This is a genomic window from Burkholderia sp. BCC1998, assembly GCF_905339875.1.
In the GTDB taxonomy this organism is placed as follows: domain Bacteria; phylum Pseudomonadota; class Gammaproteobacteria; order Burkholderiales; family Burkholderiaceae; genus Burkholderia.
In genome coordinates, this window is sequence record NZ_CAJPHE010000010.1 from 80,435 (window position 1) to 104,645 (window position 24,211).

The 24,211-nt window shown below is 64.8% G+C and carries 21 protein-coding genes; 20 read left to right on the forward strand and 1 reads right to left on the reverse strand.

Features of this window, described 5'->3' with window-relative positions; all coding sequences use genetic code 11:
• The 18 genes from U5A56_RS18915 to U5A56_RS19000 all read left to right on the forward strand — a co-directional run bounded on the left by U5A56_RS18915 (position 1) and on the right by U5A56_RS19000 (position 18,704).
• The gene (locus U5A56_RS18915; protein WP_124893324.1) at positions 1-1,785 is read left to right on the forward strand and encodes an ATP-binding cassette domain-containing protein; all 1,785 of its coding nucleotides are present in this window, start codon (positions 1-3) and stop codon (positions 1,783-1,785) included.
• A complete protein-coding gene (locus U5A56_RS18920; protein ID WP_321923955.1) occupies positions 1,785-2,540 on the forward strand; it encodes an ABC transporter ATP-binding protein in 756 nt (251 codons plus the stop codon). The genes U5A56_RS18915 and U5A56_RS18920 overlap by 1 nt, the downstream gene beginning before the upstream one ends.
• A 492-nt stretch (positions 2,541-3,032) precedes the next feature.
• Positions 3,033-5,003: a tRNA uridine-5-carboxymethylaminomethyl(34) synthesis enzyme MnmG gene (gene mnmG, locus U5A56_RS18925; protein ID WP_044845232.1), complete on the forward strand. Its 1,971-nt coding sequence runs from the start codon at positions 3,033-3,035 to the stop codon at positions 5,001-5,003.
• The gene (gene rsmG / locus U5A56_RS18930) at positions 5,000-5,686 is read left to right on the forward strand and encodes a 16S rRNA (guanine(527)-N(7))-methyltransferase RsmG (RefSeq protein WP_124486820.1); all 687 of its coding nucleotides are present in this window, start codon (positions 5,000-5,002) and stop codon (positions 5,684-5,686) included. Before mnmG ends, rsmG begins: the two co-directional genes overlap by 4 nt.
• 51 nt (positions 5,687-5,737) lie before the next feature.
• On the forward strand, positions 5,738-6,517 hold the full coding sequence (locus U5A56_RS18935; RefSeq protein ID WP_044845234.1) for a ParA family protein: 780 nt from the start codon (positions 5,738-5,740) through the stop codon (positions 6,515-6,517).
• A 31-nt stretch (positions 6,518-6,548) separates the two neighbouring features.
• The gene (locus U5A56_RS18940; protein ID WP_006482728.1) at positions 6,549-7,442 is read left to right on the forward strand and encodes a ParB/RepB/Spo0J family partition protein; all 894 of its coding nucleotides are present in this window, start codon (positions 6,549-6,551) and stop codon (positions 7,440-7,442) included.
• A 22-nt stretch (positions 7,443-7,464) separates the two neighbouring features.
• Positions 7,465-8,586, forward strand: coding sequence for an SLC13 family permease (locus U5A56_RS18945; RefSeq protein ID WP_044845235.1), 1,122 nt, complete (start codon positions 7,465-7,467; stop codon positions 8,584-8,586).
• 122 nt (positions 8,587-8,708) lie between these two features.
• Positions 8,709-8,834 (forward strand): hypothetical protein, encoded by a 126-nt coding sequence (locus U5A56_RS18950; protein WP_268906925.1) that lies wholly within the window; start codon positions 8,709-8,711, stop codon positions 8,832-8,834.
• Positions 8,835-9,158: 324 nt separating this feature from the next.
• Positions 9,159-9,686, forward strand: coding sequence for an ATP synthase subunit I (locus U5A56_RS18955; RefSeq protein ID WP_044845236.1), 528 nt, complete (start codon positions 9,159-9,161; stop codon positions 9,684-9,686).
• Positions 9,687-9,805: 119 nt separating this feature from the next.
• Positions 9,806-10,657 carry a F0F1 ATP synthase subunit A gene (gene atpB, locus U5A56_RS18960; protein WP_039351439.1) on the forward strand — a complete coding sequence of 284 codons (852 nt, stop codon included), beginning with the start codon at positions 9,806-9,808 and terminating at the stop codon, positions 10,655-10,657.
• A 75-nt stretch (positions 10,658-10,732) separates the two neighbouring features.
• Positions 10,733-11,005, forward strand: coding sequence for a F0F1 ATP synthase subunit C (gene atpE / locus U5A56_RS18965; RefSeq protein WP_021160442.1), 273 nt, complete (start codon positions 10,733-10,735; stop codon positions 11,003-11,005).
• Positions 11,006-11,134: 129 nt separating this feature from the next.
• Positions 11,135-11,605, forward strand: a complete 471-nt coding sequence (locus tag U5A56_RS18970; protein WP_006477283.1) for a F0F1 ATP synthase subunit B — start codon at positions 11,135-11,137, stop codon at positions 11,603-11,605.
• 2 nt (positions 11,606-11,607) lie between these two features.
• Positions 11,608-12,147: a F0F1 ATP synthase subunit delta gene (locus U5A56_RS18975; protein ID WP_014895498.1), complete on the forward strand. Its 540-nt coding sequence runs from the start codon at positions 11,608-11,610 to the stop codon at positions 12,145-12,147.
• 44 nt (positions 12,148-12,191) lie between these two features.
• The gene (gene atpA, locus U5A56_RS18980) at positions 12,192-13,733 is read left to right on the forward strand and encodes a F0F1 ATP synthase subunit alpha (RefSeq protein WP_014895499.1); all 1,542 of its coding nucleotides are present in this window, start codon (positions 12,192-12,194) and stop codon (positions 13,731-13,733) included.
• Positions 13,734-13,802: 69 nt separating this feature from the next.
• Positions 13,803-14,678, forward strand: a complete 876-nt coding sequence (gene atpG / locus U5A56_RS18985) for a F0F1 ATP synthase subunit gamma (RefSeq protein WP_034209645.1) — start codon at positions 13,803-13,805, stop codon at positions 14,676-14,678.
• 66 nt (positions 14,679-14,744) lie between these two features.
• The gene (gene atpD, locus U5A56_RS18990; RefSeq protein WP_321802036.1) at positions 14,745-16,139 is read left to right on the forward strand and encodes a F0F1 ATP synthase subunit beta; all 1,395 of its coding nucleotides are present in this window, start codon (positions 14,745-14,747) and stop codon (positions 16,137-16,139) included.
• A 153-nt stretch (positions 16,140-16,292) separates the two neighbouring features.
• Positions 16,293-16,718: a F0F1 ATP synthase subunit epsilon gene (locus U5A56_RS18995; protein WP_006477288.1), complete on the forward strand. Its 426-nt coding sequence runs from the start codon at positions 16,293-16,295 to the stop codon at positions 16,716-16,718.
• 258 nt (positions 16,719-16,976) lie between these two features.
• Entirely contained in the window at positions 16,977-18,704 is a 1,728-nt protein-coding gene (locus U5A56_RS19000; protein WP_321923959.1) for an AMP-binding protein, read from the forward strand.
• 730 nt (positions 18,705-19,434) lie between these two features.
• Here U5A56_RS19000 and U5A56_RS19005 read toward each other — a convergent pair.
• Positions 19,435-20,247, reverse strand: coding sequence for a transporter substrate-binding domain-containing protein (locus U5A56_RS19005; protein ID WP_321802038.1), 813 nt, complete (start codon positions 20,245-20,247; stop codon positions 19,435-19,437).
• Positions 20,248-20,396: 149 nt separating this feature from the next.
• On the opposite strand from U5A56_RS19005, the gene hemE reads away from it, so the two are divergent.
• Both hemE and U5A56_RS19015 read left to right on the forward strand, forming a co-directional pair.
• On the forward strand, positions 20,397-21,491 hold the full coding sequence (gene hemE, locus U5A56_RS19010) for a uroporphyrinogen decarboxylase (protein WP_311766328.1): 1,095 nt from the start codon (positions 20,397-20,399) through the stop codon (positions 21,489-21,491).
• Positions 21,492-21,936: 445 nt separating this feature from the next.
• Entirely contained in the window at positions 21,937-24,198 is a 2,262-nt protein-coding gene (locus tag U5A56_RS19015) for a primosomal protein N' (RefSeq protein WP_124571488.1), read from the forward strand.
• Positions 24,199-24,211: the final 13 nt, after the last annotated feature.

The following is a 24,211-nucleotide window of genomic DNA, read 5'->3' on the forward strand; positions in this document are numbered from 1 at the left end:
ATGAAGACGATGGTACGCAACAAGACCTTCTGGGTGTTTCTCGTGGTGCTGTTCGCGCTGCCGGTGCTGCCCGGCGCGCTGCAGGTGCCCGAATACTGGATCACGCTGCTGAACTACATCGGCCTCTACGCGATCGTCGCGATCGGGCTCGTGCTGCTGACGGGCGTCGGCGGGATGACGAGCTTCGGGCAGGCCGCGTTCGTCGGCATCGGCGCGTATGCGACCGCATTCCTGACCACGCGATACGGCGTGTCGCCGTGGCTCGCGCTGATCGTCGGCGTCGTGCTGACGGCGCTCGTCGCGCTGGTGCTCGGCGCGGTCACGATGCGCCTGTCCGGGCATTTCCTGCCGCTCGGCACGATCGCTTGGGGGCTCGCGCTGTTCTATCTGTTCGGCAACCTCGAGCTGCTCGGCAAGTACGACGGGATCAACGGGATTCCGGCACTGAACCTGTTCGGCATCGAGCTCGGCAGCGGCCGCAGCCTGTACTTCCTGATCTGGGCCGTCGTGCTGGCCGCGATCGTGTCGGTGCAGAACCTGCTCAACAGCCGGCCCGGCCGCGCGATCCGCGCGCTGCGCGGCGGCGGCGTGATGGCCGAAGCGATGGGCGTGAACACCGCGTGGATGCGCGTCGTGATCTTCACCTACGCGGCCGTGCTCGCCGCGGTATCGGGCTTCCTGTACGCGCACCTGCAGCGCGCGGTGAACCCGACCCCGTTCGGCCTGAACCACGGGATCGAATTCCTGTTCATGGCCGTGGTGGGGGGCGTGTCGCACGTATGGGGCGCGGTGCTCGGTGCGGCGATCCTCACCGTGCTGCAGGACTACCTGCAGACGCTGTTGCCGAAGCTGCTCGGCTCGGAAGGCAACTTCGAGATCATCGTGTTCGGCGTGCTGATGGTGCTGTTGCTGCAGTACGCGCGCCAGGGCGTATGGCCGTTCGTCGCGAAGCTGTTTCCACGCGGGCCGCGCGCACATGTGCCCGACCATGCCGACCCGCTGCCGCAGCGCGCGAAGCCGGTGGCGGGCGAGCCGCTGCTCGTGGTCGACAACGCGCGCAAGCAGTTCGGCGGGCTGGTGGCCGTCAACGACGTCAGTTTCGACGTGAAAGCGGGGCAGATCGTCGGCCTGATCGGCCCGAACGGCGCGGGCAAGTCGACCACGTTCAACCTCGTGACCGGCGTGCTGCAGCCGACCGGCGGCACGATCACGTTCCGCGGCGAGCGGATCAACGGGCTCACGTCGCGCCAGATCGTCCGCCGCGGGATCGGCCGGACGTTCCAGCACGTGAAGCTGCTGCCGACGATGACGGTGCTCGAGAACGTCGCGATCGGCGCGCATTTGCGCGGCCATACGGGCGTCTGGCGCAGCATCGCGCGGCTCAATGCACGTGAGGAAGCGCAGCTGCTGGCTGAAGCGGCACGACAGATCCGCCGCGTCGGGCTGGAGAAGCACATGTACGACGAAGCGGGCAGCCTCGCACTTGGCCAGCAGCGGATTCTCGAAATCGCGCGCGCGCTGTGCTGCGATCCGACGCTGCTGCTGCTCGACGAGCCGGCGGCCGGGCTGCGCTACCAGGAGAAGCAGCAGCTCGCGGACCTGCTGCGGCGCCTGAAGGCCGAAGGGATGAGCGTGTTGCTCGTGGAACATGACATGGATTTCGTGATGAACCTCACCGACCGGCTGGTGGTGATGGAATTCGGCACGCGGATCGCGGAAGGGCTGCCGCAGGACGTGCAGCAGGATCCGGCGGTGCTCGAAGCGTATCTGGGCGGGGTGGAGTGATGACGGACACGACGATGCCGATTCTCGAGATACGCGGGCTGGCGGTGCGGTACGGAAAGGTCGAGGCGCTGCACGGTGCGGCGATCAAGGTCGGCGCAGGGCAGATCGTCAGCGTGATCGGCCCGAACGGAGCCGGCAAGTCGACGCTGCTGAACGCGATCATGGGCGCGTTGCCGGTGACCGGGCACGCGTCGGGCGCGATCGTTTACCGCGGTAACGACGTAGGCGCATTGCCCGTCGAGCAGCGCGTCGCGCGCGGGATGTGCCTTGTGCCGGAAAAGCGCGAGCTGTTCAGCACGATGACCGTCGAGGACAACCTCGTGCTGGGCGCGTATCGCCGCAAGGTCGCGGGTGAGTCGAACTTCCTCGACCAGCTCGATCATGTGTTCGCGCTGTTTCCGCGGCTCAAGGAGCGGCGCAAGCAGGCGGCCGGCACGCTGTCGGGCGGCGAACGGCAGATGCTTGCGGTGGGCCGCGCGCTGATGGGTAAGCCCGACCTGCTGATGCTGGACGAGCCGAGCCTCGGGCTGGCGCCGCTGATTGTGAAAGAGATTTTTCATATCATCAGCGCGTTGCGTGGCACGGGCGTCGCGACGCTGCTGATCGAGCAGAACGCGCGGGCCGCGCTACAGATCTCGGACTACGGCTATGTGCTGGAGACCGGCGAGTTTGCGCTGGAAGGGCCGGCTGCCGAGCTGGCACAGAATCCGCAGGTAATCGAAACGTATCTGGGGCTGGCGAAGAAAACGGCTTGATGGGTGAGGCGGTGGGCGGGAAACGGGCGGCGTGTTTCACGTGAAACACGCCGTTTTTGTTTTCGGAGGAGGGCGACGTGACGGTGAATCGAGTGTGGGGATAAGTGCCGGAGCAACCAGCGGAAGCACTGTGATGAGAGTGCGGACTCATCGCGTCGGGTTGCACAGGGAATGAGCGTTGACGGTGGTCGGTCGCCACAGGGGATAAGTGCCGGGCGATTGACCGGAAATACTGTGATGTCACGGTGATGTCGGTTCACGAGCCGCTACCGGGTCCTCGGTTTTGCACAGCTTGACGATGTGCAGTGAGGTCGCGCCAGCGCCGCCAAGGCCGACCAGGCGGCACAGCTCGGCCGATCGGCCGAAAAAAAACCGGCTAAATGAACGGTCCCTACCATTCGGACGGCCTTCGGGTGAAAACCGAACCCGCTATAATTCGGCCCATACATTTCTCAGATAGGTTCGTGCGCAGTCCTGCGCGCGGAATCCACCATGCTTTTTCCCACAGAATTTGACGTCATCGTCGTCGGCGGCGGGCACGCCGGCACGGAGGCCGCGTTGGCATCGGCCCGTATGGGTGCGAAGACGCTGCTGCTGACCCATAACATCGAAACGCTCGGGCAGATGAGCTGCAATCCGTCGATCGGCGGCATTGGCAAGGGCCATCTGGTCAAGGAAGTCGATGCGCTCGGCGGCGCGATGGCCGCCGCGACGGACGAGAGCGGTATTCAGTTCCGGATCCTGAATTCGTCGAAAGGCCCGGCCGTGCGCGCGACGCGTGCGCAGGCCGACCGTATCCTGTACAAGGCTGCGATCCGCCACCGGCTCGAGAACCAGCCGAACCTGTGGCTGTTCCAGCAGGCCGTCGACGATCTGATGGTCGAAGGCGACCGCGTGGTGGGCGCCGTCACGCAGATCGGCATCCGATTCCGCGCACGTGCGGTGGTGCTGACGGCAGGTACCTTCCTCGACGGCAAGATTCACGTCGGCCTGAACAATTACACGGGCGGTCGCGCGGGCGATCCGGCGGCCGTGTCGCTGTCGGCGCGTCTGAAGGAGCTGAAGCTGCCGCAGGGCCGCCTGAAGACCGGTACGCCGCCGCGTATCGACGGCCGCTCGATCGATTTTTCGAAGCTGGACGAGCAGCCGGGCGACCTCGATCCGATCCCGGTGTTCTCGTTCCTGGGCCGTGCGGAGCAACATCCGCAGCAGTTGCCGTGCTGGGTCACGCATACGAACGAGCGCACGCACGACATCATTCGCGGCGGCCTCGACCGGTCGCCCATGTATACAGGCGTGATCGAAGGTGTCGGCCCGCGTTACTGCCCGTCGATCGAGGACAAGATCCACCGGTTCGCGTCGAAGGAATCGCACCAGATCTTCCTCGAGCCGGAAGGGCTGACGACCAACGAGTTCTATCCGAACGGGATTTCGACGAGCCTGCCGTTCGACGTGCAGCTCGAACTCGTGCACTCGATGCGCGGCCTCGAGAATGCGCACATCCTGCGCCCCGGCTATGCGATCGAATACGACTACTTCGACCCGCGCGCGCTGAAGGCATCGCTCGAGACGAAGGCGATCAACGGGCTGTTCTTTGCGGGCCAGATCAACGGCACGACGGGCTATGAAGAAGCGGCCGCTCAAGGCCTGCTGGCCGGTCTGAACGCAGGCCGTTACGTGCAGGAGAAGGACGCATGGTGCCCGCGTCGCGACCAGGCGTACCTTGGCGTGCTGGTCGACGACCTCGTCACGCGTGGCGTGGCGGAGCCGTACCGGATGTTCACGAGCCGTGCCGAGTATCGTTTGAGCCTGCGTGAAGACAATGCGGACATGCGCCTGACCGAGATCGGCCGCGAGCTGGGCCTGGTCGACGACGTGCGCTGGGATGCGTTTAGCCGGAAGCGCGACGCTGTTTCACGTGAAACCGAACGACTGAAGTCGACATGGGTCACGCCGAAGACGCTGCCGCCGGAAGAGGCGACCGCGCTGCTCGGCAAGGCGATCGATCACGAGTACAGCCTCGCCGAACTGCTGCGTCGCCCGGGTATCAGCTACGACGGCGTGTGCGGCCTGAAGGGCGGCGAATGCGGTCCGGCGGAGCCGTTGGCCGACGATCCGGTGCTGCTCGAGCAGATCAAGGAGCAGGTCGAGATCGGTATCAAATATCAGGGCTATATCGAACGCCAGGCGAGCGAGATCGAGCGCAATGATGCGAACGAGAACACGCGCCTGCCGGACGGTATCGACTATCGCGAGGTGCGCGGCCTGTCGTTCGAAGTGAGCCAGAAGCTCAACGAGTTCCGGCCGGAAACAATCGGCCAGGCATCGCGGATCTCGGGCGTCACGCCGGCTGCGATCTCGCTGCTGATGGTGCACCTGAAGCGCCGTGGCCTCGGCCGTCGTAATGGCACTGCCGCAGAGGCGACCGAGCAGGGGGACGGCACCGTCCCGACGCAACAATGACGGCCCGTCGCGCGCCGGCGGTTAATCGGGACGTACTTGAACAAATGCTCGTCGACGGCACGGCCGCGCTCGACATCGCATTGACGGACACACAACGCAACCAGCTGCTCGATTACGTCGCGCTGCTCGGCAAGTGGAACGCGGTCTACAACCTGACCGCGATCCGCGACCCGAAGCAGATGCTGATCCAGCACATTCTTGATTCACTCTCCATCGTTCCGCATCTGCGCGACCGTGCATCGGCGCGCGTGCTCGACGTGGGTTCGGGCGGCGGGTTGCCCGGTATCGTGCTGGCGATCGTCCGGCCGGACTGGCAAGTGACGCTGAACGATATCGTGCAGAAGAAGTCTGCATTCCAGACGCAGATGCGTGCGGAGCTGAAGCTCGCGAACCTGTCGGTCGTCACCGGGCGGGTCGAATCGCTGCAGCCGGGTGTCGAAGTGCCGGAAAAATTCGACATGATCGTATCCCGCGCCTTCGCGGATCTATCCGACTTCGTTAAACTTGCTCGACATCTCGTCGCGCCCGGCGGATCGATCTGGGCAATGAAGGGTGTCCACCCGGACGACGAAATTGCACGGCTGCCGGAAGGCAGTCGCGTAAAGCAGACGATGCGGCTGGCGGTGCCGATGCTCGATGCCGAACGGCATCTGATCGAGGTCACCGTCGACGAGGCGAATTGAAGGCGCGCGGTAGCGCGCTGTTTGTTTGAAGGTAAAGGGAACACACCAACGATGGCAAAGATCTTCTGCGTTGCGAACCAGAAGGGGGGCGTCGGCAAGACGACGACATCGGTCAATCTCGCCGCAAGCCTTGCAGCGCAGGAGCAACGAGTCCTGCTGATCGATCTCGACCCGCAGGGCAACGCGACGATGGGTAGCGGGATCGACAAGGCCGCCTGCGAGTCGACCGTGTACGAAGTGCTGGTTGACGGCGTCTCGGTGACGGACGCGCGCGTGCGTCCGGAGGGCGTCACGTACGACGTGCTGCCGGCCAACCGCGAGCTGTCGGGTGCCGAGATCGAACTGATCAGCATCGACAACCGCGAGCGTCGGTTGAAGGCCGCGCTCGAGCATGTGGCCGACGACTACGACTTCGTGCTGATCGATTGCCCGCCGACGCTGTCGCTGCTGACGCTGAACGGGCTGTGCGCGGCGCACGGCGTCGTGATCCCGATGCAGTGCGAGTACTTCGCGCTGGAAGGGTTGTCGGATCTCGTCAACACGATCAAGCAGGTCCACGCGAACATGAATCGCGACCTGAAGATCATCGGCTTGTTGCGCGTGATGTTCGATCCGCGCATCACGCTGCAGCAGCAAGTCTCCGATCAACTGAAAGCGCACTTCGGCGACAAGGTGTTCGACGCTGTGATTCCGCGCAACGTGCGCCTCGCGGAAGCGCCGAGTTACGGGTTGCCGGGCGTCGTGTTCGACCGCAATTCGCGCGGTGCGCAGGCGTATCTCCAGTTCGGTGCCGAGATGATCGATCGCGTGCGCGCGTTCGAGGTGTCGTGATCCGGACATGAGCGAAGCGAGGAAGAAAGACATGAACGCGGTACCAAAGAAGAAGGGCTTGGGACGTGGCCTCGAAGCGCTGCTCGGCGGCAGTGCGGACATCACCGAAGCGGTGAAGATCGAAGGGGCACCGAACACGCTCGCGCTCGGCAAGCTGCAGGCCGGCAAGTACCAGCCGCGGACGCGGATGGACGAAGGCAGCCTGCAGGAGCTGGCGGCCAGCATTCGCGCGCAAGGCGTGATGCAGCCGATCCTGGTACGCCCCATTTCGTCTGACAAATACGAGATCATCGCAGGCGAGCGGCGTTTCCGCGCGGCACGCCTGGCTGGCCTCGACGAAGTGCCGGTGCTCGTGAAGGACGTGTCCGATCAGGCCGCCGCGGCGATGGCGCTGATCGAGAACATCCAGCGCGAGGACCTGAACCCGCTGGAAGAGGCGCACGGTATCCAGCGTCTGCTCGACGAGTTCGGTTTCACGCACGAACAGGCGGCCGAATCGGTCGGCCGTTCGCGCAGCGCGGTATCGAACCTGCTGCGCCTGCTGAACCTCGCTTCGCCAGTGCAGACGATGCTGCTGGCCGGCGATCTCGACATGGGGCACGCGCGCGCGCTGCTCGCGGTCGACGCCGCGACGCAGATCACGCTCGCGCATCAGGTCGTCAACAAGCGCATGTCGGTGCGCGAGACCGAGAAGCTGGTCGCGCACACGACGAAGGAAGCGCCGGCGGTGAAGGCGCGCGCGAAGGATGACGGCGGCCGCGACACGCGCCGTCTCGAGGAAGAGTTGTCCGACCTGCTCGCGTCGACGGTGAAGATCAAGCTCGGCCGCCGCGGGCGAGGGCAGGTGCTGATCGACTTCGGCAACCTCGACGCGCTCGAGGGCATTCTCGCGCGCCTTCGCGGCAACGTCGCGACGGAAGAGTAACGAGGTGCGATTGACGGAGAACATGGGCGCGGCAGCGCCGCGCCGATGGCTCGGATGGCTGATGCAGGAGCCGGTGCTGGCGGTACTGGCGCTTGCACTGATTATTCTTCAATTGTTGCGTCCGCAACCAATTGCCGCATTGGCCGGTCTCGTCGACTGGCAGACCGTCGCGACGCTCGCGGGTCTGCTGATGCTGACCAAGGCGCTCGAGCTGTCCGGGTGCCTGATGTGGCTCGCGCATCGCATCGTGCATCACGTGCATTCCGAGCGCGGGCTGGCGATGTTGCTCGTCGTGTTCGCGGCGGCGCTCGCGATGTGGCTCACCAACGATGTCGCGCTGTTCGTCGTCGTGCCGCTGATGGTGTCGCTGCGCCTGCTGACGCCGCTGCCTTTCCGGCGGCTCGTGATCGTGGTCGCGCTGGCCGTCAATGCGGGGTCCGTCGCGACTCCGCTCGGCAATCCCCAGAACCTGTTCCTGTGGCAATTGAGCGGCGTGTCGTTCGGCCGCTTCGTCGTCACGCTCGGGCCGCTCGCGCTGGCGCTGATGGCGCTGCTGCTCGTGCTGACGGCGTGTGCGTTTCGCGCGAAGCCGCTCGATCTGTCTGGAGACGTCCAGGCCGTCCCCGTCCAGCGCCTGCATGCGTTGCTCGCGGCGGTGCTGTTCGGTGCGTTCGTGCTGCTCGCCGATGCGCACCATCCCGTGCCGGGCCTGATTGCCGTCGTGATCGCGCTGCTGGTGGCGAGACGTGATGCAGTCCTGAAGATCGACTGGCTGCTGCTGCTGATCTTCGTGCTGATGTTCGTCGTGCTGCGCAGCGCGGCCGCGTTGCCCGTCGTGCACGACGCGATCGCGCGGACTCACCTCGATTCGCCGCTGCGCGTGTTCGCGGCAGGCGCGGTGCTGTCGCAGGGCATCAGCAACGTGCCGGCGGCGATCCTGCTGTCGGAATTCACGCGCGACTGGCGGGCGCTCGCGTTCGGCGTATCGGTCGGCGGTTTCGGTTTCGCGATCGGTTCGCTCGCGAACCTGATCGCGGTGCGTCTCGCGAAGGAGCCGCGCATGTGGCTGCCGTTTCACCTCGTGTCGATCCCGTTCGCGCTGGTGAGCGCGGCATTGGGTGCGTGGTTGCTCGTGCGCGGTTAAGCGATGCGGCCGCCTGCGGTGCAGGCGTGCTGCAAGCTTGACGGGGTGGGGCACAGCATTCGCAGTGGGTGAGAAACCGGGGGCTGTTGATAAGTGCGGCGATCCACAGTCGATCGACTGTGGTGGCACAACAACTGATTGCTGGCATCGACGCGCTCGCGTGCGAGCGTATTTCACGCATCGCGCTCGTCGCGGTGGTCACAGTATTTCCTCTCCTTCGCATCGCTGCGCCGGATCATTATCCGTGATCGCGTCACAGCGGAATTCCTGCTGCAAACGCGTCGCGCCGGTGTCGCCCGCACCAGGCGTCGATGCCACGTCATTGCCTCGTCGCCGGACTTTTTCGGGCAAGAAATACCGGTGCAAAAAAGCGACCTTACAACTGTCATCGTACGTCGTGGATTCGCGCGTTTTTCACATGATGAGGCGTCGTTTTACGCAGGTTTTTGTCGCGTCTAAAGCCTTGAATCACTTGCAACTATCGCTTACAATCGCCCGGATTTGTTAGCTAGGCACCCCTGAAAGCTTTCGGAAAGCAGGGGCCGGGTTCAAGGATTTTGCGGAAGATTGCGATGGCGGGTCAGGCGCCGAACGACAGGCACGATGATCACCGAGCGCAACGCACCGCTTCAGCGGCCGGCGAGCGGCGCGAGTCCGATGACGACGACTGGGATGCCGAGCAGCAAGATAACAACATCGTTCCGCTCACGCGGACGGAAGCCGAGAGGTTGTTCGGTCCGGACGTGAGCAAGCCGTCGCGCGTGACCCCCTACAAGGTGGTGATCGCGCAGGTGGTCTTGTCCCTGGTTGCAACGCTGGCGTGGTGGCTGTTTTCAAAGTCGCCGGGCGCCGCTGCGCAATCCGCGTTTCTGGGCGGGGCGATCGGCTGGGTGCCAAGCGCGTTGTTCGTGGCACGACTGAAGGCAGGTGGCTCGGCCACCGTGATGAGCTGGGTGATGGGCGAAGCCCTGAAGCTCGGCGTGACGATCGGGATGTTCGCCGCAGTGGCATACGGCTACGCCGGCGTGCACTGGCCTGCACTCCTCGTCACCTACCTCGTCGTGCTGAAGACGTACTGGATCGCGCTGGCCTGGCGGTAAGCAACAAGCAGCGTGCGGTTTCGACAACGAACCGCACCGGCCCGTTCCCGCAATCGCGGCAATAGCGTATTGCGGAACGGGGCAAAACGATTTTCGACAATTTGGGTGGCATTAACGATATGGCAGCTAGCGAAGGCACGCGCGGTCCGGATCCGTCCGAGTACATTGCGCACCACTTGCAGAATTTCTCCACCTCGCATCAGACGTCGATTTTCGACATCCACGTCTGGAACCTCGACACGCTGTTCTGGTCGATCGTGTGCGGCATCGTGACGATCCTCCTGCTGCGTCTGGCCGCCCGCAAGGCGACGTCGGGCGTGCCGGGCCGTTTCCAGTGCGCAATCGAGATGCTCGTCGAAATGGTCGAGGATCAATCGAAGGCCATCGTCCACGGCAACCGCACCTTCATCGCTCCGCTCGCCCTCACGGTGTTCGTGTGGGTCGCGCTGATGAACTCCCTCGACTTCCTCCCCGTCGACCTGCCGGGCCGCGTGATCGGCCTGCTCGGTCTGTCGGACGTGATTTCCCACCATCGCATCGTCCCGACGGCCGACCTGAACGGCACGCTCGGCATCGCGCTCGGCGTGTTCGTCCTGATGATCTACTACAGCATCAAGATCAAGGGCGCGGGCGGCTTTGTGCATGAGCTGCTGTCGGCCCCGTTCGGTGCCCACCCGCTGCTGTGGATCCCTAACCTCGCGCTCAACATCGTCGAATATCTCGCGAAGACCGTCTCCCTCGGCATGCGGCTGTTCGGCAACATGTACGCGGGTGAGCTGTTGTTCCTGTTGATCGCCCTGCTCGGCAGCATGTGGAGCTTCGGTGGCGACGCAACGTTCCTCGGCTTCGTTGGTCACGTGATCGCGGGTAGCGTCTGGGCAATCTTCCACATCCTGATTGTTCTGTTGCAGGCATTCATCTTCATGATGCTGACGCTGGTGTATCTCGGCCAAGCGCACGACAAGCACTAAGCGCGGCGTGCAAAAAAGAGTTTCCGTTTTAGTTTTTTAAATCTCAGTTCCAAGTCTTTTCACAAAGGAGTGATCATGCAAGCTTACATCGCCAACATCCAGGGTCTGACCGCCATCGGTATCGGCATCATCATCGGCCTGGGTGCAATCGGCGCCTGTATCGGTATCGCGCTGATGGGTGGCAAGTACATCGAAGCCTGCGCACGTCAGCCGGAACTCATCAACCCGCTGCAAACGAAGATGTTCCTGCTGGCCGGCCTGATCGACGCTGCATTCCTGATCGGCGTTGGTGTCGCAATGCTGTTCGCGTTCGCGAACCCGCTCCTGTCGAAGCTCGTCGCAGGCTAAGGTTCCTCGGAAATATGCGACCGGCGTGAGCCGGCGCAGGGCGGAACGGAGACTTGGGGCGCTGATCGAATGCAACTCGATGAGCGCCTTACCGTTTCATTTTTCCGGAATAGCAGATAAGGAAACACCGTGAATCTCAACGCAACTCTGTTTGCGCAAATGGTCGTGTTCCTGGTCCTCGCGTGGTTCACGATGAAATTCGTGTGGCCGCCGTTGATCAACGCCCTCGACGAACGTTCGAAGAAGATCGCCGACGGCCTCGCAGCCGCGGAGAAGGGCAAGGCGGAACTCGACGCAGCGCACAAGCGCGTGGACCAGGAACTCGCGCAGGCCCGCAACGACGGCCAGCAGCGCATCGCCGACGCTGAAAAGCGTGCCCAGGCGGTCGCCGAGGAAATCAAGGCCAACGCCCAGGCTGAAGCCGCCCGCATCGTCGCCCAGGCGAAAGCGGAAGCAGAACAGCAAATCGTGAAGGCGCGCGAAGCGCTGCGTGGCGAAGTCGCCGCGCTGGCCGTGAAGGGCGCCGAGCAGATCCTGAAGCGCGAAGTCGATCAAACGGCCCACGCCCAACTGCTGAATCAACTGAAAGCCGAGCTCTGATCATGGCCGAACTTGCAACCATCGCCCGCCCTTACGCAGAAGCGCTGTTCCGCGTGGCCGAGGGAGGTGACATCGCCGCCTGGTCCACGCTCGTGCAAGAGCTGGCCCAGGTTGCGCGTCTGCCGGAAGTGCTGTCGGTCGCGTCGAGCCCGAAGGTGACGCGCACGCAAGTAGCCGAGTTGCTGCTTGCTGCGGTGAAGTCGCCGGTCGCGGCCGGCGCCGAAGCGAAGAACTTCGTGCAGATGCTGGTCGACAATCATCGCATCGCGCTGCTGCCGGAAATCGCCGAGCAGTTCGAGGCGCTCAAGAACGAACGTGAAGGTGCAGCCGACGCCGAGATCGTGAGCGCGTTCCCGCTGAACGGCGCGGATCTCGAAAGCCTCGTCTCTGGCCTCGAACGCAAGTTCAAGCGCAAGCTGAAGCCGACGGTCGAAGTCGATTCGTCGCTGATCGGCGGCGTGCGCGTGACGGTCGGCGACGAAGTGCTCGACACCTCGGTTCGCGCGCGCCTCGCATCGATGCAGGCTGCCTTGACCGCCTGAGCGCCACGCCGGCACGCAACAGAATTGACTATCAGGAGCGAATAATGCAACTCAATCCCTCTGAGATCAGCGAGCTGATCAAGAGCCGGATCCAGGGCCTTGAAGCGAGCGCAGACGTTCGCAACCAGGGCACCGTGATCTCCGTGACCGACGGTATCGTGCGTATCCACGGCCTGTCGGACGTGATGCAGGGCGAAATGCTCGAGTTTCCGGGCAACACGTTCGGCCTCGCGCTGAACCTCGAGCGCGACTCGGTCGGCGCGGTGATTCTCGGCGAATACGAACACATCTCGGAAGGCGACATCGTCAAGACGACGGGCCGCATTCTCGAAGTCCCGGTTGGTCCGGAACTCGTCGGCCGCGTGGTCGATGCGCTCGGCAACCCGATCGACGGCAAGGGCCCGGTCAACGCGAAGCTGACCGACGCGATCGAAAAGATCGCCCCGGGCGTGATCTGGCGTAAGTCGGTGTCGCAGCCGGTGCAGACGGGCATCAAGTCGATCGACGCGATGGTGCCGATCGGCCGTGGCCAGCGTGAGCTGATCATCGGCGACCGTCAGTGCGGCAAGACCGCGGTGGCGCTCGACGCGATCATCAACCAGAAGGGCAAGGACCTGATCTGTATCTACGTCGCGATCGGCCAGAAGGCTTCGTCGATCATGAACGTGGTTCGCAAGCTCGAAGAAACGGGCGCGATGGAATACACGATCGTCGTCGCCGCTTCGGCTTCGGATTCGGCAGCGATGCAGTACCTCGCGCCGTACGCCGGCTGCACGATGGGCGAATACTTCCGCGACCGCGGCCAAGACGCGCTGATCATCTATGACGACTTGACCAAGCAAGCTTGGGCATACCGTCAGATCTCGCTGCTGCTGCGCCGCCCGCCGGGCCGTGAAGCGTACCCGGGCGACGTGTTCTATCTGCACTCGCGTCTGCTCGAGCGTGCTGCTCGCGTGTCGGAAGAGTACGTCGAGAAGTTCACGAACGGCGAAGTGAAGGGCAAGAGCGGCTCGCTGACGGCACTGCCGGTCATCGAAACGCAGGCTGGCGACGTGACCGCGTTCGTTCCGACGAACGTGATCTCGATTACCGACGGCCAGATCTTCCTGGAAACCGACCTGTTCAACGCAGGCATCCGCCCGGCAATCAACGCCGGCGTGTCGGTGTCGCGAGTCGGTGGCGCCGCTCAGACGAAGGTCGTGAAGAAGCTGTCGGGCGGTATCCGTACCGACCTCGCGCAGTACCGTGAACTGGCCGCATTCGCGCAGTTCGCATCGGACCTCGACGAAGCGACCCGCAAGCAGCTCGAGCGCGGCCGCCGCGTGACGGAACTGCTGAAGCAGCCGCAGTACCAGCCGCTGCAGGTCTGGGAACTGGCCGTGTCGCTGTACGCCGCGAACAACGGCTACCTCGACGATCTCGACGTCAAGCAAGTGCTGTCGTTCGAGAAGGGCCTGCGCGACAACCTGAAGACCAGCCACGCTGACCTCATCAAGCGCATCGAAGACACCAAGGATCTCTCGAAGGACGACGAAGGCGCGCTGCGCTCGGCGATCGAATCCTTCAAGAAGTCCGGTGCCTATTGATCCGCGAGTGACACACTGAGGCCGCGCGGGTGCTGATGCGCCCGCGCCGCTTCGGTCAAGGAGCAAGCTATGGCTGGAATGAAGGAAATTCGCGGCAAGATCAAGAGCGTGCAGAACACGCGCAAGATCACGAAGGCGATGGAGATGGTGGCTGCATCGAAGATGCGTCGCGCGCAGGAACGCATGCGCGCCGCTCGTCCGTATGCAGACAAGGTCCGTGCCATCGCCGCGCACATGAGCCGTGCGAACCCGGAGTACCGCCACCCGTTCATGGTGGCAAACGACGGCGCGCAGACGGCCGGCATCATCCTCGTCACGACGGACAAGGGTCTTTGCGGCGGTCTGAACACCAACGTGCTGCGTGCGACGGTGCAGAAGTTCAAGGAGCTGGAAGAGAAGGGCCAGAAGGTCGAAGCCACCGCGATCGGCGGCAAGGGCCTCGGGTTCCTGAACCGCTTCGGCGCGAAGGTGATGTCGCAGGTCGTGCACCTCGGCGACACCCCGCATCTGGACAAGCTGATCGGCGCCGTGAAGACGCAGCTCGATCTGTACTCGGAAGGCAAGCTGTCGGCGGTCTATATCGCTTACACGCGCTTCGTCAACACGATGAAGCAGGAAGCCGTGATCGAGCAGCTGCTGCCGCTGTCGTCGGAACACTTCGAAGCCGATGACGGTACGCCGGCCACGTCGTGGGACTACATCTACGAGCCGGACGCGCAGGCAGTCGTCGACGAACTGCTCGTGCGTTACGTCGAGGCGCTGGTGTACCAGGCCGTCGCGGAGAACATGGCGTCCGAGCAATCGGCGCGGATGGTCGCGATGAAGGCCGCGTCCGACAACGCGAAGACGGTGATCAGCGAACTGCAGCTCGTGTACAACAAGAGCCGCCAGGCCGCGATTACGAAAGAACTGTCGGAGATCGTCGGCGGCGCAGCCGCTGTTTAAGCGCGCGCCACGGACGACAACTGCGCCTTTGCGCGAGTAAAGAATCAGGTATTTAAAGGAAAAGCGATGAGTACTGCTGCTTTGGTAGAAGGCAAGATCGTACAGTGCATCGGCGCCGTTATCGACGTGGAATTCCCGCGCGACAGCATGCCGAAGATCTACGACGCGCTCATTCTCGATGGCTCGGAACTGACGCTCGAAGTCCAGCAGCAGCTGGGCGACGGCGTGGTCCGTACCATCTGTCTGGGTGCATCCGACGGCCTGCGCCGCGGCCTGACCGTGAAGAACACGAGCAAGCCGATTTCGGTTCCGGTCGGCAAGCCGACCCTCGGTCGTATCATGGACGTGCTCGGCCGTCCGATCGACGAAGCCGGCCCGATCGAAAGCGAAACGACGCGTTCGATCCACCAGAAGGCTCCGGCGTTCGACGAACTGTCGCCGTCGACCGAACTGCTCGAAACGGGTATCAAGGTCATCGACCTGATCTGCCCGTTCGCGAAGGGCGGCAAGGTTGGCCTGTTCGGTGGTGCAGGCGTGGGCAAGACCGTCAACATGATGGAGCTCATCAACAACATCGCGAAGGAACACGGCGGTTACTCCGTGTTCGCGGGCGTGGGCGAGCGTACCCGTGAAGGGAACGACTTCTACCACGAAATGAAGGACTCGAACGTTCTCGACAAGGTCGCGCTGGTGTACGGCCAGATGAACGAGCCGCCGGGCAACCGTCTGCGCGTCGCGCTGACCGGCCTGACGATGGCCGAGCACTTCCGTGACGAAGGCCTCGACGTGCTGTTCTTCGTCGACAACATCTACCGTTTCACGCTGGCCGGTACCGAAGTGTCGGCACTGCTCGGCCGTATGCCGTCGGCAGTGGGCTATCAGCCGACGCTGGCTGAAGAAATGGGCAAGCTGCAAGAGCGCATCACGTCGACCAAGAAGGGCTCGATTACGTCGGTTCAGGCCGTGTACGTCCCTGCGGACGACTTGACCGACCCGTCGCCGGCAACCACCTTCGGCCACCTGGACGCAACCGTCGTTCTGTCGCGTGACATCGCTTCGCTGGGTATCTACCCGGCGGTCGACCCGCTCGACTCGACGTCGCGCCAGATCGACCCGAACGTGATCGGTGAAGAGCACTACTCGATCACCCGTCGCGTTCAGCAGACGCTGCAGCGCTACAAGGAACTGCGCGACATCATCGCGATTCTGGGCATGGACGAACTGTCGCCGGAAGACAAGCTGTCGGTCGCACGTGCGCGTAAGATCCAGCGTTTCCTGTCGCAGCCGTTCCACGTCGCTGAAGTGTTCACGGGCTCGCCGGGCAAGTACGTGCCGCTGAAGGAAACGATCCGTGGCTTCAAGATGATCGTCGACGGCGAGTGCGACCACCTGCCGGAACAGGCGTTCTACATGGTCGGCACGATCGACGAAGCCTTCGAAAAGGCCAAGAAGATCTCGTAAGGGTCAGGCGTAACGCAGCGGGCGCCGGTACGTTCGTGAGGGATACCGTGATGGTATCCGTTCGCGGACAGGCGCCCACGCAATACGCTCAACCCGCCGTGCATGGGATCGGAGTAAGCGCTCGAGTGCTCGCTTCGATCGACAGGAGTCGATATGGCAACCATCAAAGTAGACGTCGTCAGCGCGGAAGAGCAGATCTTCTCGGGCGAGGCGAAATTCGTCGCGCTGCCGGGCGAAACGGGTGAGCTGGGCATTCTGCCGGGCCACACGCCGCTCATCACCCGGATTCGTCCGGGTGCGGTGCGCATCGAAGTCGAGGGCGGCAACGACGAATTCGTGTTCGTCGCAGGCGGCATTCTCGAAGTGCAGCCGGGCGCCGTGACGGTGCTCGCCGATACCGCGATCCGCGGCAAGGACCTCGACGCGGCGAAAGCCGAGGAAGCGCGCAAGCGTGCCGAGGAAACGCTGCAGAACGCGAAGTCGGACCTCGACCTCGCAAAGGCGCAATCCGAGCTCGCGACCGCGATGGCGCAGCTCGAAGCGATCCAGCGTCTGGCGAAGATTCGCAGCCGGCACTAAGCCGCGCGCGCGTATCCCGCGAAAGAAAGCAGCCTTCGGGCTGCTTTTTTTTCGCCCGTCGTTTTCGTCTGTTTTTTGCGGGCCGGATCGTATCGTCCGGTCGTGCTATTTCATCCGTCCGCCGCGATTTGATGTCAGAGTGTCGTCAGCAGAGCGCGGCATCATCCGGGTAGAGGCAGTCCGCCGCGATCGTGGCGGAGCAGGCACGCGCGCGAGCCGCGCGCCGGGCCGATCAGACAAAAACGGACGGAGACATCGATGGCAGCAGACCTTGGCAAGGGGGCGCTGATCGCGCCCGAAAACGGACTGTCGTACGTGCGCGGCGCGACCGACGTGCCGCTATCCGAAGCGACGATCAGCCGGTTCCTGCTCGACACGGCCGGCCGCTTTCCCGATCGTCCGGCCGTCGTGTTCCGAGAACAGCAGGTGCGCTGGACCTGGCGCGAATTCGCACGCGAGGTCGACGTGCTCGCGGCGGGCCTCGTCGCGCTCGGGATCGTGAAGGGCGACTGCGTCGGCATCTGGTCGCCGAACCGCAGCGAATGGCTGCTCACGCAGTTCGCGACCGCGCGGATCGGCGCGGTGCTCGTCAACATCAACCCGGCCTACCGGCTCGCGGAACTCGAATACGCGCTGAACAAGGTGGGCTGCAAGGCCGTGATCGCGGCCGAGCGCTTCAAGACGTCCGCGTACGTCGAGATGCTGCAGACCATCGCGCCGGAGCTCGCGAGCGCGACGCCGGGCGACCTGCATGCGGCGCGCGTGCCGAGCCTGCGAACGATCGTTTCGATGGGCGAGGCGGCGCCGGCCGGCATGTTCCGCTTCGCGGACGTGATGGCGCGCGGCCGCGACACGCTCGATGTCGCGCGGCTCGACGCGATCGGCGCGACGCTCGTGGCCACCGAGCCGATCAACATCCAGTTCACGAGCGGCACGACCGGCAGCCCGAAGGGCGCGACGCTCACGCACCGCAACGTCGTCAACAACGCACGCTCGATCGCGGCGGCGATGCGCTTCACCGAACAGGATTCGCTCTGCATCCCGGTGCCGTTGTATCACTGCTTCGGGATGGTGCTGGCCGTGCTCGCGTGCGTGTCGAAGGGCGCGGCGATGGTATTCCCCGGCGAGGCGTTCGATCCGATCGCGACGCTCGCGGCCGTGGCCGACGAACGCTGTACCGCGCTGCATGGCGTGCCGACGATGTTCATCGCGGAGCTCGATCATCCGGACTTCGCGAAGTTCGACCTGTCGACGCTGCGCACCGGCATCATGGCCGGCTCGCCGTGCCCGATCGAGACGATGAAGCGCGTCGTGTCGCAGATGCATTTGCGCGAGATCACGATCGCGTACGGGATGACGGAGACGAGCCCCGTGTCGTTCCAGAGCTCGACCGACGATCCGCTCGAGAAGCGCACGACGACGGTCGGGCGCATCCAGCCGCACCTGGAGGTGAAGATCGTCGATCCGAACGGCGAGATCGTGCCGGTCGGCGCGACGGGCGAGCTGTGCACGAAGGGCTATTCGGTGATGCTCGGCTATTGGGACGACGACGCGAAGACGCGCGAGGTGCTGGTCGACGGCTGGATGCATACGGGCGACCTCGCGACGCTCGACGCGGACGGCTACTGCAATATCGTCGGTCGGCTGAAGGACATGGTGATCCGCGGTGGCGAGAACGTGTATCCGCGCGAGATCGAGGAATTTCTGTTCAGGCATCCGAAGATTCAGAGCGCGCAGGTGTTCGGCGTGCCGGATCCGAAATACGGCGAGGAGCTGTGCGCGTGGATCGTGCTGCGCGCGGACGAGCAGATGACCGAGGACGACGTGCGCGCGTTCTGCAGCGGCCAGATCGCGCACTACAAGATTCCGCGCTACATCCGCTTCGTCGACGAGCTGCCGATGACGGTGACGGGCAAGGTGCAGAAGTTCGTGATGCGCGACCGGATGATCGAGGAACTGAAGCTGGACGTGCAGAAGACCGCGTGAGAGGCCGGTTGGCCGGCGGCAGGAAAAAAACGCGGCGGCCTGCGGGCCGTTGCGTTTTCGATGGACGAAAAAAAGCGGGCTTATTAGCCCGCTAAAAACCACACGCTACGGGGTTAGCGCGAGGAGACCAAAGATGAAACCGGATCCGGCGGGGGGCCGGAAACGACTCCAACAGGGATGCCCCTCGGAAGGGCTTCGGTACGTGACCGACTGGCTCGCAGCGCTTCGCGTCCGCTCACACTTGGCACACGAGACCGCATCCGTGTTGAAACCGTTGAGGCCATTGTGGGCGAATTGCTCACCCCTCGCGGTAACAAAGTGTTTCAGGTTGTAACGCCCGCCAGATAAGGCTTTCCGGGATTTTTTGCTGTTTTCGGGGTCCTGAAAAAGGTCATATTTACCCATCTTTTCCGCAGAGTTTTCAGCGGTTGCACATAATGCGTTTTTCATGCGTATCAGCATCGGTGAATGGCCGATTTATACGCCCCAATGTGCATCGCGCGGCACATATCGCATATGACGATTCATTCGTCAGAAAGATTTTGAAACGTGATCGGCGCGCGCGGTAGTCGGCCATTCGGCCAATTTTCGCGGTTTTACGTCTTCAGCCCCCTGCGCCGTGTGTAACGGGGGGCGGCGGACGGCCATACCGCCGCCCGCGCCCCGTTCGCCTGCTGCGATAGCGGCGGCGTTGTCTGCTATCGGCCGCCGTTGCCGCCCGCGATCGCGCTTACTTCAGCCACTTGTCGGCGATCGCCTGGTATTCGCCGGTCGACAGCGCGAGGTGCAGCCACTGGTCGACATACTGCTGGAACACGACGTCGCCGCGCGGCACCATGTACGCCTTTTCGCCGAACTGGAACGGCTTGTCCGGATGCACCGAGCACAGGCCCGGATTCAGCTTTTGCTGCAGCAGCGTCTCGGATGCGTCCGTCACCATGACGTCCGCCTTGCCCGCGAGGATCTGCTTGAAGATCGTCACGTTGTCAGGGTAGACGGTCAGGTTCGCGTGCGTGAAGAACTGCTTCGCGAAGCGCTCGTTGGTGCCGCCCGGGTTCACGATCACGCGGGTCTCGGGCCGGTCGATCTGCGCGACGGTCTGGTACTTGTCTGCGTCCGCGCAGCGCACGATCGGCGTCTTGCCGTCGACCACGTACGGCTGCGTGAAGAACACGCGCTTCTGGCGCTCGAGCGTCGTCGATACGCCGCCGACCGCGATATCGCACTTCGCAACGAAGTCGTTGGTGAGGTTCGACCAGCTCGTCTTCACGAAGTCGGCCTTCACGCCGAGCGATTTCGCGAGCGACTCGGCCATGTCGATGTCGATGCCCTCGAAGCGGCTGTCGCTCCGGTAGTACGAATACGGCTTGTAGTCGCCCGTCGTGCACACGCGCAGCGTGCCGCGTGCGAGCACGTCGTCGAGCCGCGAGCCGGCCGCGGCCGCGGACGACGGTGCGGTCGCGGTCGTACCCTGCGCGTGCGCGGCGGCGCAGCAAAGCAGGGTGGCGGCGGCGAGCGCGGCGCGCGTGGCAAATGTCTTCATCGGTCTCCTCCGTGGATCGGTTCGATATCAGCGTCCGATCATAACGGAGCCATCGCGCGCGTCATATGGCCGCCATCGCATCGACATACGCAGCCATGCGGCCCCGCTCCGGTAAAATGCCGTTTTGCCTTCGCATCGTCGCTCCTACCGTGGCCCATACCCTGCTCAACGACACCTTCCTGCGTGCGCTTCTGCGCGAGCCGACCGACTACACGCCGATCTGGCTGATGCGCCAGGCTGGCCGCTACCTGCCCGAGTACAACGCGACGCGCGCGCGCGCCGGCAGCTTCCTCGGCCTTGCGAAGAATCCCGATTACGCGACCGAAGTGACGCTGCAGCCGCTCGAGCGCTTCCCGCTCGACGCCGCGATCCTGTTCTCGGACATCCTGACGATTCCCGACGCGATGGGCCTCGGCCTCGACTTCCAGGTCGGCGAAGGGCCGAAGTTCGCGCATCCGGTGCGCACCGAGGCCGATGTCGCGAAGCTCGCGGTGCCCGACATCGAGGAAACGCTCGGCTACGTGACGGGCGCCGTGCGCGAGATTCGCCGCGCGCTGACCGACGGCCAGGGCCGCCAGCGCGTGCCGCTGATCGGCTTCTCGGGCAGCCCGTGGACGCTCGCGTGCTACATGGTCGAAGGCGGTGGGTCGGACGACTTCCGCACGGTGAAGTCGATGGCGTATTCGCGCCCCGACCTGATGCACCGCATCCTCGACGTGAACGCGCAGGCCGTGGCCGCGTACCTGAACGCGCAGATCGAAGCCGGCGCGCAGGCCGTGATGATCTTCGATACGTGGGGCGGCGCGCTGGCGGACGGCGCATACCAGCGCTTCTCGCTCGACTACATCCGTCGCGTGGTCGCGCAACTGAAGCGCGAGCACGACGGCGAGCGCGTGCCGGTGATCACTTTCACGAAGGGCGGCGGGCTGTGGCTCGAGGAAATCGCGGCGACCGGCGTCGACGCGGTCGGGCTCGACTGGACGGTCAACCTCGGCGCCGCACGCGAGCGTGTCGCGGGGCGCGTTGCGCTGCAGGGGAACCTCGACCCGACGATCCTGTTTGCGCCGCCGGCCGCCGTGCGCGAGCAGGCGCGCGCGGTACTCGACAGCTACGGCAATCATCCCGGCCACGTATTCAACCTCGGCCACGGCATCTCGCAGTTCACGTCGCCCGACCACGTCGCCGAACTCGTCGACGAAGTGCACACGCACAGCCGCAAGATTCGTAGCGGAGCGGCGGGCTGAGCGCAAGCGTTGTCATGCTGCACTGCGGGATGACGGCGTTTCGCTGTCGGCGCTAAACAGGGCGCAACCCCGCCCCGGTTGCCGATCCATCGCTTGTCAAGACTTGACTTATGCACATTTTCCACGTTGCAGCGCGGTAGAGCCCTGCATCGGTCGAATTGTCTCGCTATGGTTGGGTAATTTGAATAGCAGCCTTATGGAATAAGGCTCCGCGGGGCGCGGCACACGGCGGCCGGAAACAGCGGAAAGCACGGCCCCGCGCGCTTTGCGGCGATTGGACGGGGAGTTCTCAACAAAGTTATCCACAGGCTGGTCAGGGTATACGGCGATTCCTAATGCGAATCCAAAACTTAGCGCCGAATCTGAAGTTTTACTTTAAGTCCGTCACCGTGATGCGGACTCGGATGCAAGTCGTCCGTGTGCTGTGCGCCGCCGGAGCGCGGTGATGGACGGCACCTACCTGCGGGTCGCCCTCGACCATCCGCTCGCCACCCTGTTCGACTACCGCTGCGACGTCCAGCCGGCGCCCGAGCCAGGCACCCTTGTGCAGGTGCCGTTCGGCAAGCGGCAGGTCGTCGGCCTCGTCTGCGAAGTGACGACTCACACCGACGTGCCGCCGTCCCGCTTGCGGGCAATCGACGCGATCTGCACCGAGCTGCCGCCGCTGGCGCCGGACTGGCTTGCGCTCGTCTCTTTCGCGGCCGACTACTACCAGCGCGGTCGCGGTGAAGTCGCGCTGCCGGCGTTGCCGCAGGCGCTGCGCGACGCGGAGCGCTGGGGGCGGCTGCTGGCGCCCGAGGTGCGTCACCGGCTGACCGAAGCCGGCCGCACGGCGCTGCCCGACGCACTGCCCGCGCGCGGGGCCGCGTTGCGGCGGCTCGCGCAGGCACTCGCCGACACCGATTCGCTGACGCTGCCCGATGCGCGCGCATTGCATCCGAAGGCGGCGGCCACGCTCGACGACTGGGCGGCGCGCGGCTGGGTCGCGATCGAGGAAATCGGCTGGGCCGACGCGCCTGTGCCCAAAGCTGTGGATAACCTGTCGACAACCGGTGGACGAACTGTGCCGCCGGCGCTCACCGACCAGCAGGCCGAGGCGCTCGACGCGATCCGCGCCGCGCAGGGCTTCGCGCCGTTCCTGCTGCATGGCGTGACCGGCAGCGGCAAGACCGAGGTGTATCTGCATGCGCTCGCCGCGCTGCTCGATGCGCGGCCCGACGCGCAGGCGCTCGTGCTCGTGCCCGAAATCAACCTGACGCCGCAGTTCGAGGCCGCGTTTCGCGCGCGCTTCGCAGGCACGCTCGCCGACGACGCGATCGTCACGCTGCACAGCGGGCTCGCCGAAGGCGAACGGGCGCGCAACTGGCTCGCCGCACATACGGGCCGCGCGCGGATCGTGCTCGGCACGCGGCTCGCGGTGCTCGCGTCGCTGCCGACGCTCGCGCTGATCGTCGTCGACGAGGAGCACGAGCCCGCGTACAAGCAGCAGGAAGGGCTACGCTATTCGGCGCGCGATCTCGCGGTGTGGCGCGCGAAGCATCTCGGCATTCCGGTCGTGCTCGGTTCGGCGACGCCGTCGCTCGAGACCTGGTGGCAGGCCGAGCAGGGGCGCTACACGCGGCTCACGCTGTCGCGCCGCGCGGTGGCCGACGCGACGCTGCCGACCGTGCGGCTGATCGATCTCGAAGAGGAGCGGCGGCGTGGGCGCGCGTCGATGGGCGGGCTGTCGGGGCCGCTCGTCGCGGCGCTGAAGGCGCGGCTCGAGCGCGGCGAGCAGAGCCTCGTGTTCCTGAACCGGCGCGGCTACGCACCGCAGCTTGCGTGCGACGCGTGCGGCTGGGTCGCCGGTTGCCCGCGCTGCAGCGCCTATGTCGTGCTGCACAAACCCGAGCACGCGTTGCGCTGCCATCACTGCGGCTGGGAAGCGCGCATTCCGCGTTCGTGCCCGGAATGCGGGAACGTCGACATCGCGCCGCTCGGGCGCGGCACGCAGCGCATCGAGGAGGCGCTCGCCGAGGCCGTGCCGGGCGCACGGATCCTGCGGATCGACGCGGACAGCACGCGGCGCAAGGGCAGTGCGCAGGCGCTGTTCTCGGATGTGCACGCCGGTGAAGTCGACATCCTGGTCGGCACGCAGATGATCGCGAAGGGGCACGACTTCCAGCGCGTGTCGCTCGTCGGTGTGCTCAATGCCGACACCGCGCTGTTCTCGCACGACTTCCGCGCGAGCGAGCGGCTGTTCGCGCAGCTGATGCAGGTGAGCGGCCGCGCGGGGCGCGCGGGGCTGCCGGGCGAGGTACTCGTGCAGACGCGTTATCCGCGTCACGCGCTGTATCACGCGCTCGGCCGGCAGGATTACGTCGGCTTCGCGAATTCGACGCTCGGCGAGCGCCGCGACGCGCACCTGCCGCCGTTCGTCTACCAGGCGCTGCTGCGCGCCGAAGGGCGCACGCTCGACGCGGCGCTCGCGTTCCTGCTGCAGGCCGCGGCTGCGTTGCCGGGGCTGCCGGGCGCCGATCGCGTGACCGTGTACGACGCGGTGCCGATGACGATCGTGAAGGTCGCGAACGTCCACCGCGCGCAGCTGCTGCTCGAAAGCGCGTCGCGGGCCGCGCTGCAGCACGCGCTGCGCGCATGGCAGCCGGAACTGCGCGCGCTGAAGGGCGTGCTGCGGTGGAGCGTCGAGGTCGATCCGCTGGATATCTGAGCGGCGCGGCAGC